The organism is Stenotrophomonas sp. 2694 (assembly GCF_040548715.1).
Taxonomy (GTDB): domain Bacteria; phylum Pseudomonadota; class Gammaproteobacteria; order Xanthomonadales; family Xanthomonadaceae; genus Stenotrophomonas; species Stenotrophomonas indicatrix.
The window spans coordinates 101,978-114,231 of the sequence record NZ_JBEPSG010000011.1 but is presented as its reverse complement, the minus strand read 5'-3'; the positions used below and the strand labels follow the sequence as shown (position 1 = coordinate 114,231).

Annotated in this window: 15 protein-coding genes; 3 read left to right on the top strand and 12 right to left on the bottom strand. The window is 66.4% G+C overall.

The annotated features are described in order from the left end of the window. Positions 1 to 498 precede the first annotated feature (498 nt). The 3 genes from ABIA73_RS14405 to rlmE all read right to left on the bottom strand — a co-directional run bounded on the left by ABIA73_RS14405 (position 499) and on the right by rlmE (position 3,422). Positions 499 to 687 (bottom strand): hypothetical protein, encoded by a 189-nt coding sequence (locus tag ABIA73_RS14405; RefSeq protein WP_025878913.1) that lies wholly within the window; start codon positions 685 to 687, stop codon positions 499 to 501. A gap of 98 nt (positions 688 to 785) precedes the next feature. Then, positions 786 to 2,723: an ATP-dependent zinc metalloprotease FtsH gene (gene ftsH, locus ABIA73_RS14400; RefSeq protein WP_025878912.1), complete on the bottom strand. Its 1,938-nt coding sequence runs from the start codon at positions 2,721 to 2,723 to the stop codon at positions 786 to 788. A 66-nt stretch (positions 2,724 to 2,789) separates the two neighbouring features. Further along, on the bottom strand, positions 2,790 to 3,422 hold the full coding sequence (rlmE, locus tag ABIA73_RS14395) for a 23S rRNA (uridine(2552)-2'-O)-methyltransferase RlmE (protein ID WP_025878911.1): 633 nt from the start codon (positions 3,420 to 3,422) through the stop codon (positions 2,790 to 2,792). Positions 3,423 to 3,486: 64 nt separating this feature from the next. On the opposite strand from rlmE, the gene yhbY reads away from it, so the two are divergent. Both yhbY and ABIA73_RS14385 read left to right on the top strand, forming a co-directional pair. Further along, positions 3,487 to 3,792: a ribosome assembly RNA-binding protein YhbY gene (yhbY, locus tag ABIA73_RS14390; protein WP_025878910.1), complete on the top strand. Its 306-nt coding sequence runs from the start codon at positions 3,487 to 3,489 to the stop codon at positions 3,790 to 3,792. A 12-nt stretch (positions 3,793 to 3,804) separates the two neighbouring features. Then, positions 3,805 to 4,179: an Mth938-like domain-containing protein gene (locus ABIA73_RS14385; RefSeq protein ID WP_354275949.1), complete on the top strand. Its 375-nt coding sequence runs from the start codon at positions 3,805 to 3,807 to the stop codon at positions 4,177 to 4,179. Positions 4,180 to 4,470: 291 nt separating this feature from the next. Here the strand turns inward: ABIA73_RS14385 and ABIA73_RS14380 are convergent, their stop codons facing one another. From ABIA73_RS14380 to surE, 4 genes are read right to left on the bottom strand one after another with little or no spacing between them, the layout of a single operon-like run. Continuing rightward, on the bottom strand, positions 4,471 to 5,256 hold the full coding sequence (locus ABIA73_RS14380) for a peptidoglycan DD-metalloendopeptidase family protein (RefSeq protein WP_032976511.1): 786 nt from the start codon (positions 5,254 to 5,256) through the stop codon (positions 4,471 to 4,473). Then, positions 5,253 to 5,867 carry a YqaA family protein gene (locus ABIA73_RS14375; protein ID WP_025878907.1) on the bottom strand — a complete coding sequence of 205 codons (615 nt, stop codon included), beginning with the start codon at positions 5,865 to 5,867 and terminating at the stop codon, positions 5,253 to 5,255. The genes ABIA73_RS14380 and ABIA73_RS14375 overlap by 4 nt, the downstream gene beginning before the upstream one ends. A gap of 19 nt (positions 5,868 to 5,886) precedes the next feature. Further along, a complete protein-coding gene (locus tag ABIA73_RS14370; RefSeq protein WP_025878906.1) occupies positions 5,887 to 6,564 on the bottom strand; it encodes a protein-L-isoaspartate(D-aspartate) O-methyltransferase in 678 nt (225 codons plus the stop codon). After that, positions 6,561 to 7,340: a 5'/3'-nucleotidase SurE gene (gene surE / locus ABIA73_RS14365; RefSeq protein ID WP_010485979.1), complete on the bottom strand. Its 780-nt coding sequence runs from the start codon at positions 7,338 to 7,340 to the stop codon at positions 6,561 to 6,563. The genes ABIA73_RS14370 and surE overlap by 4 nt, the downstream gene beginning before the upstream one ends. A 209-nt stretch (positions 7,341 to 7,549) precedes the next feature. Between surE and ABIA73_RS14360 the strand changes: the two genes are divergently transcribed. Then, on the top strand, positions 7,550 to 8,089 hold the full coding sequence (locus tag ABIA73_RS14360) for a Smr/MutS family protein (protein ID WP_301865042.1): 540 nt from the start codon (positions 7,550 to 7,552) through the stop codon (positions 8,087 to 8,089). 237 nt (positions 8,090 to 8,326) lie between these two features. Here the strand turns inward: ABIA73_RS14360 and truD are convergent, their stop codons facing one another. Genes truD through eno form a run of 5 tightly spaced genes read right to left on the bottom strand, consistent with a single transcriptional unit; the run spans position 8,327 to position 12,229 of the window. Further along, entirely contained in the window at positions 8,327 to 9,358 is a 1,032-nt protein-coding gene (truD, locus tag ABIA73_RS14355) for a tRNA pseudouridine(13) synthase TruD (RefSeq protein ID WP_279208650.1), read from the bottom strand. Next, on the bottom strand, positions 9,355 to 9,852 hold the full coding sequence (gene ispF, locus ABIA73_RS14350) for a 2-C-methyl-D-erythritol 2,4-cyclodiphosphate synthase (RefSeq protein WP_025878902.1): 498 nt from the start codon (positions 9,850 to 9,852) through the stop codon (positions 9,355 to 9,357). The genes truD and ispF overlap by 4 nt, the downstream gene beginning before the upstream one ends. A 34-nt stretch (positions 9,853 to 9,886) precedes the next feature. Continuing rightward, complete coding sequence (gene ispD, locus ABIA73_RS14345; protein WP_032976507.1) at positions 9,887 to 10,585, bottom strand: 2-C-methyl-D-erythritol 4-phosphate cytidylyltransferase; 699 nt, start codon at positions 10,583 to 10,585, stop codon at positions 9,887 to 9,889. Beyond that, positions 10,582 to 10,932, bottom strand: coding sequence for a cell division protein FtsB (gene ftsB, locus ABIA73_RS14340; protein WP_025878900.1), 351 nt, complete (start codon positions 10,930 to 10,932; stop codon positions 10,582 to 10,584). The genes ispD and ftsB overlap by 4 nt, the downstream gene beginning before the upstream one ends. Before the next feature lie 4 nt (positions 10,933 to 10,936). Next, positions 10,937 to 12,229, bottom strand: coding sequence for a phosphopyruvate hydratase (gene eno / locus ABIA73_RS14335; RefSeq protein WP_032976506.1), 1,293 nt, complete (start codon positions 12,227 to 12,229; stop codon positions 10,937 to 10,939). Positions 12,230 to 12,254 lie beyond the last annotated feature (25 nt).

The window sequence follows — 12,254 nt, the reverse complement described above, 5'->3', positions numbered from 1 at the left end:
CGAGATCCAGGCTTACACGGCGGCCCACGCCGGCTCTCGACACCTACGTTGCCAGATTCCAATCAGATAAGGCTTGGCCGCGGCATCCATGCCGCAGACACCCCGCAATCCGACACCGACCCGCCTCCGACAATTTCCCGCTGCTGCTGGGCTGCTGTTGGTAGGTGTCGACCTTGGTCGACACGTAGATCCACGCCATGCGTGGATGCTCTTCGTTCAATTGTCGAGATATTCGATTCCGATGGAGATTCATCCACGCATGGCGTGGATCTACCGGCCACCGGGAAACTGTCGAAGGCGGGGTGGGTCCGATTGCGGGGGCGTGAGCCGCATGGATGCGGCGACCGAGCTTACATGGACGTACTTGCAGCGCCCCCCGCAACCGGACCCACCCCGCCATCCCACAGAATGCCGCAGTTGCTTTTGCTGTTGAGGTTGCCGGCCAGCGGCCGGCACTACCGCTTCGGCGGGTGCAGGGCGCCGCCCTGCCGGCAAACCTCACCGCTGCCGGCGACGCTTCCGGTCCACGTACAGCGTCTTGATGATGCTCAGCAGGATACCCACCGCGATACCCACGCCACAGCCGAGCAGCAGATTGTCCACGGTCAGGCCGACAGCGACGCCGACTACGGTGGCGATCACCATCTCGGCGGTGTGGGAAATCGGTTCAGGCTTGGGGGCGGACATGCGGACTCCAGCGGACTGTCAGGATCGGATGGGCCGGGGCCCGGAAACAACAAGGCCGGGTTGCCCCGGCCTCGTCTTGCATTGCGTACGGCAGGCCGTCAGATCGATTCGGCCGGACCGGCGATCGGCGGCAACGGACGGGCATCGCCGCCCTTGTCGTTGTTGCCGCCATCCTTGTTGGACTTGTTCCAGCCCATCGGCGGCGGCGGATCACGACCTTCCATGATCGCGTCGATCTGCGGCGCATCGATGGTTTCGTACTGCAGCAGCAGCTGCGACATCGTGTGCAGCTTGTCGATGTTCTCGGTCAGCAGCTCGGTGGTGCGGGCGTACGCCTTGTCGAGGATGTTGCGCACTTCCTCGTCGATGCGACGGGCAGTGTCGTTGGACACGCTCTTGTGCTGGGTCACCGAACGGCCCAGGAACACCTCATCGTCCTCTTCGCCGTAGGCGATCGGGCCGAGCTGCTCGGACAGGCCCCACTTGGTGACCATGTTGCGGGCCATCTTGGTGGCACGCTCGATGTCATTGGAAGCGCCGGTGGTGACCTTGTCGGTACCGAAGATCAGTTCTTCCGCCACGCGGCCACCATACAGCGAGCACAGCTGCGACTGGATCGCCACGCGGTTCATCGAGTACTTGTCGCCTTCCGGCAGGTACATGGTCACGCCCAGCGCACGGCCGCGCGGAATGATCGTGACCTTGTAGACCGGGTCATGTTCCGGCACCAGGCGGCCAACGATGGCATGGCCGGCTTCATGGTAGGCGGTGAGGGTCTTCTCCTCCTCGCTCATGGCCATCGAGCGGCGCTCGGCACCCATCAGGATCTTGTCGCGGGCACGATCGAAGTGGTCCATGCGGACCTCCTTCTCGTTGCCACGTGCGGCGAACAGGGCGGCCTCGTTGCAGAGGTTGGCCAGGTCGGCACCGGAGAAGCCCGGGGTACCACGCGCGATCACCATGGGCACGACGTCGTCGGCCAGCGGCAGCTTGCGCATGTGCACCTTGAGGATGTGCTCGCGGCCCTTCACGTCCGGCAGACCGACCACCACCTGGCGGTCGAAGCGGCCCGGACGCAGCAGCGCCGGGTCCAGCACGTCCGGACGGTTGGTGGCGGCGATCACGATCACGCCTTCGCCGCCTTCGAAACCGTCCATCTCGACCAGCAGCTGGTTCAGGGTCTGCTCGCGCTCGTCATGACCGCCGCCCAGGCCGGCACCACGGTGGCGACCGACGGCGTCGATTTCATCGATGAAGATGATGCACGGCGCGTGCTTCTTGGCCTGCTCGAACATGTCGCGCACTCGGCTGGCGCCGACGCCGACGAACATTTCCACGAAGTCCGAGCCGGAGATCGAGAAGAACGGCACCTTGGCTTCACCGGCGATGGCCTTGGCCAGCAGCGTCTTGCCGGTACCCGGAGGGCCGACCATCAGCACGCCGCGCGGGATCTTGCCGCCGAGCTTGGTGAACTTGGACGGGTCACGCAGGAAATCGACCAGTTCGCCGACTTCTTCCTTGGCCTCGTCGCAACCGGCAACATCGGCGAAGGTGACCTTGATCTGGTCTTCGCCCTGCAGCTTGGCGCGCGACTTGCCGAAGGACATTGCGCCCTTGGCACCGCCGCCACCGCCCTGCATCTGCCGCATGATGAACAGCCAGAAGCCGATGATCAGGATGACCGGCAGGAAATTCATCAGGATCGCGCCGAGGGAGATGCCGCTGGACGGCTCTTCCTGCACGATCTCGACGTTCTTGGTGCGCAGCACGTTGATCAGGTCGCGATCGAACGGCGCGGTGATGGTGGACGACTGTCCACCACGGGTGGTGTAGGTGATCTGGCTGGTACCGCCGCGCGTATCGCCGCCGAAGGCGACCTTCTGCACGTTGCCGGTGTCCACCTGGTCCAGGAACTGCGAGTACGAAGCGCCCTGCGCCCCGGCCCCCGAGGTCTTGGGCGAGAAGCTCTGGAAGACCACCATCAGCACGACGGCGACGACCACCCATAGCAGGAGGTTCTTGGTCAAGTCGTTCATCCTCATTGGCTCCGGTGTTCCTCTTAGTGCTGGCGTTGCGTTGGGGTCGAACTTACGGGGTCGAGCTTACTTCATGTGGGCGCGTTTTCCCTGACCCAAGGCATACACCTCGGGAGAGCGCTTGCGCGAGGCTTCCGGCTTGCGGATGGAGACCTTGTCGTACCGGCGGCGCATGTCGCGCACGTAGTCGTCAAAGCCTTCGCCCTGGAACAGCTTGATCAGGAACGCCCCACCAGTCTTGAGGTGGTTGTCGGCAAAATCCATGGCCAGCTCCGCCAGGTGCATCATCCGCGGCTGGTCGACCGCGTCCACACCACTCTTATTGGGGGCCATGTCCGACAGCACAAGGTCTACCGGCTGATCCCCGAGCATGGCTTCAAACTGCGATAGGACGGTTTCTTCCCTGAAGTCACCGTGAAGGAACTCCACGCCGGCCAGCGGCGGCATGTCCAGAATGTCCAGGGCCAGCACGCGGCCGGTATCGCCGATCTGTCTCCGCACCTGCTGAGACCAACCACCTGGGGCCGCGCCGAGGTCGACCACCACCATGTGCGGCTTCAGCAGGCGGTCACGTTCGAGCAGTTCTTCAAGCTTGTAGGCCGCACGGGAGCGCATGCCTTCGGCCTGGGCCTTCTTCACGAAGGGATCGGAGAAGTGTTCCTTGAGCCAGCGCTGGCTGCTTTTGCTGCGGGTAGCCATTGGAAATAGGGGCTGATGGGGTCGCCATGATACCCTGATCGTCCCATTCAACCGTGTTTTCTGCATGCCCACTGCCTTGACCCCTTCCCAGACCCGTTTCCTGCGCGGCCAAGCCCACGACCTGAAGGCCCTGCTGCAGACCGGCGGCAAGGGCGTCACTCCGGCCTTCCTGACCGAGCTGAACGAAGTGCTGGAACGCCACGAACTGGTCAAGGTGAAGGTTGCCGCCGAAGACCGTGACGCCCGCGACGTGATGATCGGCGAGATCGTGCAGGCCACCGACAGTGCGCTGGTGCAGCGTATCGGCCATGTGGCCGTGCTGTATCGCCCGAGCAAGGAACACCGCCAGATCGTGCTGCCGCGCGGCTGATCGGACCCTGCCATGCAGCTGAACCACGAACTGCCCGACTACGCCTACAGCCTGCACGCCGCTGACGGTCGCTCGGCACGGGTGAATGATCGCGTTCTGGGCAACAGCTTCTTCCTGACCCCGGACCAGCTGGTCGAACAGTGGCCGGTGACCGATGTCGCGGCGCTGCAGGTGGCTGACCTGGAGCCGATCCTGGCACTGAAGCCGGCGTTGATACTGCTCGGCACCGGAGAGCGCCAGGCGTTCCCGCCGGCGGTTGTCATGGCCGCCTGCCTGTCGCGCGGCATCGGACTGGAAGTGATGAACAATCCGGCTGCCGCACGCACCTTCAACATCCTTGCCGGCGAAGGCCGCAAGGTGGCGGCCGCCTTCATCCTGGAAGGCTGAGGCCCGAGGTCGCCGGGCATGGCCCGGCGCTATCTGAAACACACGTTGCGCATATGCAAGCGTCCGAGCCCATGCTCGGGCAGTGCTGCATTGCGGCGTACAGCCGCCGGGCATGGCCCGGCGCTACCCCTATCTGCCCGCGCTAGCGCGCAGGCAGATACTGCTGCGGGTCGACCGGCTTGCCGTTGTAGCGGGTGAGTCGAGGGCGCTTGCGGCCCATGGGACGCGCCCTTGGCGAACGCCCGGCGCGCTGCGCCGGGCCGGGGATCCGCCCGGAGAAACAGCGGCCGGTCACTTCGCCGGCAGATATTGCTGCGGGTCGACCGGCTTGCCGTTGTAGCGGATCTCGAAGTGCAGCATGTCCCGGTTGGCGCCGGTACGGCCCATCTCGGCGATCTGCTCGCCGGCCTTCACGCTCTGCCCTTCATTGACCAGGCGCTTGCGGTTGTGGCCATAGGCCGACAGCCACTGGTCGCTGTGCTTGATGATGATCAGCTCGCCATAGCCGACCAGGCCGGCGCCGGAATACACCACCACGCCATTGGCCGTGGCCTTCACCGGCGCGCCGCTGGTGCCGGCGATGTCCACGCCCTGCTTGGTTGCATCGCCGGCCACGTAGCGGCCCACGACTGCGCCATCGGCCGGCCAGCGCCAGGCGATGTTGCTCTTGACCGGACCGGCCGGACCCGGCGTCGGCGCGGTACTGCCGCCAGACGTGCTGCCAGCCGGACGCGGCGCGGTGACCACGGTGGTCGGCGCACGACCGCCACCGGAACCGGCCGGATACAGGCGGATCACCTGCCCCGGGTAAATGGTCGACGGGTTGTCCAGGTTGTTCCAGGCGATCAGGTCGGCCGGCGTGATGTCGTGGATGCGGGCCAGCGCATAGATGGTGTCACCCTTGCGCACGACCACCGTCTGCCCCGGCTTGGGCACCGACGTCTTCGGCGTGCTGACGCCACTGCTGCCGCCGCCACTGGGCCGGACCACGGTGGCGGTGCCACAGGCGGCCAGGGTGGATACCAGCAACGCCAGCGCGCCGATGCGCACTCCCTTGCTCAGACGATCTGCACTCATGCGAACTTCGACCTCCATACAAGCCAGGCGATCAGCACCACCACCAACGCGGTGGCGATCCAGCCCAGCGGTTCAATCCATCGGCGCAGCGCAGCTTCCGCGCGCGCACCACCGATACGGATGACCGCAGCCAGCACGAACACGCGCTTGCCACGACCGATCAACATGCTCAACAGGTACTGCGGCATCGGCACGCCGACGATACCCGATGCCCACGTGAAGACCTTCATCGGAATCGGCATGAAGCCGCCCAGCACCAGGAAAGTGAACACCGCCCAGGGCGACTCCACCATCTTGGCCTGCACGGTAGCAATGCCCTGCTCGATCGCCGGCAGCATGCCCAGCGCCTCGAACACCGGCTTGACCGCTTCGAATGCATAGTGGCCCAGCGCGTAGCCGATCAGAGCGCCGACCATCGAGCCGGCCAGGCTGAGGGTGGCGAACCACCAGCCGCGCTTGGGCTGGGCCACGCACATCGGCGCCAGCATCACTTCCGGCATCACCGGGAAGATGATGGCTTCGAAAAAGCTCAGCACCATCAGATAGGTCGGCGCGCGCTCATGCGCGGCCCACTTCATCGCCCGCTCGTACAGCGGCCCGAAAATCTTCATGCAACCCTGCTCCGTGGATTCAATCGAGCATGCCAGACAGCAGCGGCACGAAGGTGACCGGCGCCAGCACGCGTTGTTCGATGCTGCCGTCGTCCTTGCGGTCGAGCTGCACCAGCGACTGTGCGCCCGCGCCACCGACCGGGGCGACCAGGCGGCCACCTGCAGCCAGCTGCTCGACCAGCGCATCGACCAGTGCCGGTGCGGCGGCGGTAACCACGATGGCGTCGAACGGGCCATGCTCGGCCCAGCCCACGCGGCCGTCGTCGTGCTTGGTGCGGATGTTCATGCCCAGCGCGCGGAACCGCTTGCGCGCCTGCCGCAGCAGGTCACCGATGCGCTCGACGGTATAGACCTCCAGCCCCAGCGCACCAAGCACGGCGGCCTGATAGCCGGAGCCGGTACCCACTTCAAGCACCTTCTTCGGCGCCACCTGCAGCACGGCCTCGGTCATCCGCGCCACCACCCACGGCTGGGAAATGGTCTGGCCGTGGCCGATCGGCAGCGCGGTGTCTTCATACGCGCGCGAGGCCAGGGCCTCATCGATGAACAGATGGCGCGGCACCACCCGGATCGCGTTCAGCGTCGACTCGTCGACGATGCCGGCTTCGCGCAGGCGGTCGACCAGGCGGTCGCGCACGCGCTGCGATGTCATGCCGATGCCGACTGCTTCCGGCTGCAGGCGCAAGCGTGGGCTCATGCCGGCTGGTCCAGCGCGGCGCTGAGGCCGCCGACCCAGCTGGCGACCTTTTCCAGTGCCTGGTAGCGGGTCAGGTCAACCTGGATCGGGGTGATCGAAATGTGGCCGGTGCGCACCGCATGGAAATCGGTGCCCGGGCCGGAGTCCTGCTCGCGGCCGGCCGGACCGATCCAGTACACCTCGTTGCCGCGCGGGTCTTTCTGCGCGATGCAGCCTTCGGCGCGATGACGGTTGCCCAGGCGGGTGACTTCGAAGCCCTTGACCTCGCTCCACGGCAGGTCCGGCACATTGACGTTGAGGATGGTGTCGGCCGGCAGCGGATCGGCCTTGAGGCGGGCAACAATCTCCACTGCGGCACGCGCCGCCGTCTCGAAATGCTTGGGGTCGTGGTTACGGGTCACCAGCGACACCGCCACCGCAGGCAGGCCGAGGAAACGACCTTCCATCGCCGCCGAGACGGTGCCGGAATAGATCACGTCGTCGCCGAGGTTGGCGGCATTGTTGATACCGGACACGACAATGTCAGGCTCGAATTCGAGCAGGCCGGTCAGCGCAAGGTGCACGCAGTCGGTGGGCGTGCCGGCCACCGACACGGTGTAGTGGTCGATGCGCTTGAGCCGGATCGGCAGATCCAGGGTCAGCGAATTGCTGGCGCCGGAGCGATCGCGGTCGGGTGCGACCACCGTGACTTCGTGCCCGGCCTCGCGCAGCACGGATGCAAGCATCCGGATGCCCGCCGCGTCGACACCGTCATCATTGCTGACCAGGATGCGCATCTTCGATTTAACCGCTTGATTTTCCAAGAATTCGATCCCGTCACCTTGCAACGTGGGCGAAGCCGGCCCGTCTCCTCCAGGGAGGCGGCAGCTCCGCAAGTGCGCCGACTATTGTGCCGCAAGCGGGCGCTGGGTCCTACCCTGTCTGCGGTCACGGCCGACATCCAACGGTCATAGGCAGACCCGCGCAGGCGGTTTAACCTGTGCGCATGTCGCACCCTGAAGACGAAGATCCGGCTGCATTGTTCCGCGCCGCCATCGGCGAAGTGACGCCGCTGCGCAAGGAAGTGGAGCCCGCGCCTGCTGCGCCGCGGCCCAGGCCGCGTGCGCGCATGGCCGAGCGCGACGACGCAGAAGCCGCCGGTGAGTTCGCCCGGCTGCTGCGCGACAACGCCCCGCTGGAAGCGGGCGACGTTGCCAGCTACCGGCGCGACAACCTGCCGCCACGCGTGTTCCAGCGCTTGAAGCGCGGACAGTACTCGGTGCAGGACGAACTGGACCTGCACGGCGCCACCGCCGCGCAGGCCGAGATGATGCTGCGCCAGTTCCTGCTGGAGGCGCACGCCCACGAGTACGGCTGCGTGCGCATCATCCACGGCAAGGGCCTGCAGTCCGATGGCAGTGCGCCGGTGCTGAAGAACCTGGTGGACCGCCTGCTGCGCCTGCGCAACGACGTGCTGGCGTTCCATTCCGCCCCGACCGGGCAAGGCGGGACCGGCGCCATGCTGGTGCTGCTGGCGCGGCGCTGACGTTCTGCCGGTGGGATTCATCCACGCATGGCGTGGATCTACTGACGGCCCGTCCACGCATGGCGTGGATCTACTGACGGCCCATCCACGCATGGCGTGGATCTACTGACGGCCCATCCACGCATGGCGTGGATCTACTGACGGCCCATCCACGCATGGCGTGGATCTACTGTGGCGGGTGGAGGAAAGTGGATCCACGCCATGCGTGGATGCTCTTCGCCTCCGCCACCATTTCCGTCAGGCCTGCGACGCGTCCTCGACCGGCCCGAGCTCGTGCAGGACCGCGGTGGCATAGCAGCCTGGCGGCAGCGCAAAGGACAACTCCAGTACGTCAGCGGCCAGCCACTGGTGCTGCAGCAGCGCTGGACGCAGCCGCAGCGCGCGCCGCTCCTGCTTCAGCCGCGCCTCTTCCAGGCCGGCGCGCAGCGCCTTTGATTCGTCATCACCCAGCGCTGCCAGTTCCAGCTCACGGGCGGCGTCGCTGCTGCGCAGCTCACCCTCACCCCACAACGGAGCACTGGGGTGGATGTCGAAACGTGCCAGGCGCTCGGCCAGCACGTCGCTGTAGGGCTCGGGGCCGAACACGCTGCGGCTGCCATCAAGCATCCACACTTCGCCCTGCAGCGGCTGGTCCCAGCTGCCCTGCTCCACGCGTGCAGCGAGCACGCGGTTGAACAAGGCCGAACGCGCCGCCGACAACAGCAGCGAACGCTGGTCCTTGCGCATGCGCCGGCCACCGAACATCGCCAACGCAGCGGGAACGTTGCCGCCATCGCGACCGAAGCGCTGCTCGCCGAACCAGTTCGGCAGGCCACGCGCGGCGATCTGCTGCAGGCGCTCGTCGATTGCCGCCGCGTCACCCTGCACATCGCGCAGCACCAGCCTGAAGCGGTTGCCCGCCAACGCACCGCGCTGCAGCTTGCGGTTGTGCCAGGTGGAGTCGATCACCTCGATCTCGTCACTGGCCAGCTCGGCCAGATCGGGCGCGACGCGCTTGGGCAGATGTACGCTGAAACGCTGGGTGGTGACCGCGTTGCGGTCCTTCATGCCGGCATAGCTGACCGCCATTTCCGGCAGGCCTGCCCACTTGGCCAGTACCTTGGCCACGTGCACCGTATTGGCGCCACGCTTGCGGATATGCAGCAGCAGATGCTCGCCTTCACCGGTCGCTTCGAAAGCGGGCAGCTCATCGACCTGGAAATCTTCCGGCGTGGTGCGGATGCGCGCCTGCAGCAGCGGTGCACCGAACGCGAGCGGCAACGGGATCATGCGGCCACCAGCAGCACGACCGCCTGCGCAGCGATGCCTTCGCCACGGCCAGTGAAGCCCAGCTTCTCGGACGTGGTGGCCTTGACGCTCACCGCATCCAACGGCAGCTGCAACAGTTCACCGATGCGCTCGCGCATGGCCAGCGCATGCGGGCCGACCTTGGGCCGTTCGCAGATCACGGTGATGTCGGTGTTGCCGACACGCCAGCCGCGCTCGCGCAGCAGGCCATCGCAATGGCGCACGAATTCGCTGCTGTCCGCGCCCTTCCAGCGGTCGTCAGTGGGCGGGAAGTGCTGGCCGATGTCGCCCAGCGCGATCGCACCGAGCATGGCGTCGCACAACGCGTGCAGGATGACGTCGCCGTCGCTGTGCGCGAGCACGCCGCAGCTGTGCGGCACCGCGATGCCACCGAGCATGATGTGGTCGCCTTCACCGAAGGCATGGACGTCGTAGCCCTGGCCGATACGGACGGGCGGGAACGGGGAGGTGCTCATGGATGCAGCCCTTGCAGCAGGGCCGCGCGGGCGGTCAGCCGGCGCGGCGGGAGAGTACGAATTCGAAACGATCGAGATCGGCCGGGGTGGTGACCTTGAAGTTGTCCTCGCTGCCTTCCACCAGCAGCGGGCGCTGGCCCTGGCGCTCCATGGCCATGGCATCGTCGGTCACATCGACACCGGCGGCAGCGGCCTCGGACAGTGCGCGGATCAGCTGGTGGCGGCGGAACAGCTGCGGCGTCAGTGCGCGCCACAGGCGCTCACGTGGCTCGGTGCCGTCGATGCCACCATCATCACCAGCACGCTTGAGCGTGTCGCGTACCGGCGCGGCCAGGATGGCGCCGACCGGATCGGTGCGGCCCACTTCCAGCAGGCGGCCAAGATCGGCCTGCGACAGGTTCGGACGCGCCGCGTCGTGCACCAGCACGAATTCATCGGCACGCACGCTGTCCGGCAGGGCCTGCAGCCCCGCCAGCACCGAGGCGGCGCGGGTGGCGCCACCGGTGCAGGTCAGCACCGGTTTGCCGGCCCATTCGCTCCAGCCCGGCCAATCGGCATCGTCCGCACCGATCACCACCATCGCCCCGGCCACGGCCGGGTGTGCCAGCAGTGCGTCCAGGGTGTGGGCGAGCAGGGTCTGCCCGCCCGCCTGCAGGTACTGCTTGGGCAACGGCGCACCAAAACGCGTGCCGCGCCCTGCGGCCGGAACAACCACCCAGATCGCCGCGCTCATGGCACGTCCGCCGGATGGTCACCGGCCGGGGCCGCAACCGGCGCAGGCTGCGCCGGACGCGTCGGTGCATCTTCCACGACGCGATAGAACTTCTCGCCGGGCTTGATCATGCCCAGCTCGCTGCGCGCGCGTTCTTCGATGGCGGACTGGCCTTCCTTGAGGTCCTTCACTTCGGCAGCAAGCGCATCGTTGCGCTGCTGCAGACCGTCATTGTCCCGCTCCTGGTTGGCGACCTGGGCTTCGAGCATCATCACTTCACCCGAATTGCCCGGGCCGAACCAGAAACGGTACTGCAGCCATGCCAGCAGCAGGGCCAGCAACAACAGCAGCCAGCGCCAGTCGCGCATCGGCTCAGCGCTTCAGCGACACGAACGCGTCACGACCAGCGTAACGCGCGCCGGCACCGAGGGCTTCCTCGATGCGCAGCAGCTGGTTGTACTTGGCCACGCGATCGCTGCGGCACAGCGAGCCGGTCTTGATCTGGGTGGCGGTGGTCGCCACCGCAATGTCGGCGATGGTGGTGTCCTCGGTTTCACCCGAACGGTGCGAGACCACGGCGGCGTAACCGGCACGGTCGGCCATGGCGATCGCTTCCAGCGTTTCGCTGAGGGTACCGATCTGGTTGACCTTGATCAGGATCGCGTTGGCGGTGCCCGAATCGATGCCTTCCTGGAAGATCTTCGGATTGGTGACGAACAGATCGTCGCCGACCAGCTGCACCTTCTTGCCGATGCGATCGGTCAGCAGCTTCCAGCCCGCCCAGTCGTTCTCGGCCAGGCCGTCTTCGATGGTGATGATCGGGTACTGCGCGGCCCAGTCAGCCAGGAAGTCGACGAACTGCTCGGAGGTCAGTCGCTTGTTCTCGCCGACCAGGTTGTACTTGCCGTTCTCGAAGAATTCGCTGGAGGCCACGTCCAGGCCCAGCAGCACGTCTTCACCGGCGGTGTAGCCGGCCTTGCCGATGGCTTCGAGGATGGTGTCCAGCGCTTCGACGTTGCTGCGGAAGTCCGGCGCGAAGCCGCCTTCGTCGCCCACCGCCGTGCTCAGGCCGTGGCCCTTCAGCACCGACTTCAGCGAATGGAAGATTTCGGTACCGGCACGCAGCGCTTCGGAGAACGAGGTGAAGCCGACCGGCAGCACCATGAACTCCTGGAAATCGACGTTGTTGTCGGCGTGCGCGCCGCCGTTGATGATGTTCATCATTGGCACCGGCAGCGACGGGGTCGCGCCGGTCTTGCCGGCCAGGTACTGCCACAGTGCCTGCTTGCTGGAGGCAGCGGCGGCGTGCGCGGCGGCCATGGAAACACCCAGCAGTGCGTTGGCACCCAGGCGGCCCTTGTTCTCGGTGCCATCCAGATCGATCAGGCGACGGTCCAGGCCGGCCTGGTCGGTAGCCTCGAAGCCCTTCAGTGCGTTGGCGATGGCGCCGTTGACGTTGTCGACGGCCTTGCGCACGCCCTTGCCGAGGTAACGGGTCTTGTCGCCGTCACGCAGCTCCACCGCTTCCTTGGTGCCGGTCGATGCGCCGGAGGGAACCGCGGCGCGACCGAACGAACCGTCCTCCAGGGTGACTTCGGCTTCCAGCGTGGGGTTGCCACGGCTGTCGAGGATTTCACGGGCATGGATGCTGCGGATCGTACTCATGGTCGGGCCGGTTACCTGTATGGAG

Excerpts from the sequence above, each read along its gene's own strand:
- ABIA73_RS14405 (WP_025878913.1), bottom strand. The coding sequence starts at position 687 with ATGTCCGCCCCCAAGCCTGAACCGATTTCCCACACCGCCGAGATGGTG.
- ftsH (WP_025878912.1), bottom strand. The coding sequence starts at position 2,723 with ATGAACGACTTGACCAAGAACCTCCTGCTATGGGTGGTCGTCGCCGTC.
- rlmE (WP_025878911.1), bottom strand. The coding sequence starts at position 3,422 with ATGGCTACCCGCAGCAAAAGCAGCCAGCGCTGGCTCAAGGAACACTTC.
- yhbY (WP_025878910.1), top strand. The coding sequence starts at position 3,487 with ATGCCCACTGCCTTGACCCCTTCCCAGACCCGTTTCCTGCGCGGCCAA.
- ABIA73_RS14385 (WP_354275949.1), top strand. The coding sequence starts at position 3,805 with ATGCAGCTGAACCACGAACTGCCCGACTACGCCTACAGCCTGCACGCC.
- ABIA73_RS14380 (WP_032976511.1), bottom strand. The coding sequence starts at position 5,256 with ATGAGTGCAGATCGTCTGAGCAAGGGAGTGCGCATCGGCGCGCTGGCG.
- ABIA73_RS14375 (WP_025878907.1), bottom strand. The coding sequence starts at position 5,867 with ATGAAGATTTTCGGGCCGCTGTACGAGCGGGCGATGAAGTGGGCCGCG.
- ABIA73_RS14370 (WP_025878906.1), bottom strand. The coding sequence starts at position 6,564 with ATGAGCCCACGCTTGCGCCTGCAGCCGGAAGCAGTCGGCATCGGCATG.
- surE (WP_010485979.1), bottom strand. The coding sequence starts at position 7,340 with ATGCGCATCCTGGTCAGCAATGATGACGGTGTCGACGCGGCGGGCATC.
- ABIA73_RS14360 (WP_301865042.1), top strand. The coding sequence starts at position 7,550 with ATGTCGCACCCTGAAGACGAAGATCCGGCTGCATTGTTCCGCGCCGCC.
- truD (WP_279208650.1), bottom strand. The coding sequence starts at position 9,358 with ATGATCCCGTTGCCGCTCGCGTTCGGTGCACCGCTGCTGCAGGCGCGC.
- ispF (WP_025878902.1), bottom strand. The coding sequence starts at position 9,852 with ATGAGCACCTCCCCGTTCCCGCCCGTCCGTATCGGCCAGGGCTACGAC.
- ispD (WP_032976507.1), bottom strand. The coding sequence starts at position 10,585 with ATGAGCGCGGCGATCTGGGTGGTTGTTCCGGCCGCAGGGCGCGGCACG.
- ftsB (WP_025878900.1), bottom strand. The coding sequence starts at position 10,932 with ATGCGCGACTGGCGCTGGCTGCTGTTGTTGCTGGCCCTGCTGCTGGCA.
- eno (WP_032976506.1), bottom strand. The coding sequence starts at position 12,229 with ATGAGTACGATCCGCAGCATCCATGCCCGTGAAATCCTCGACAGCCGT.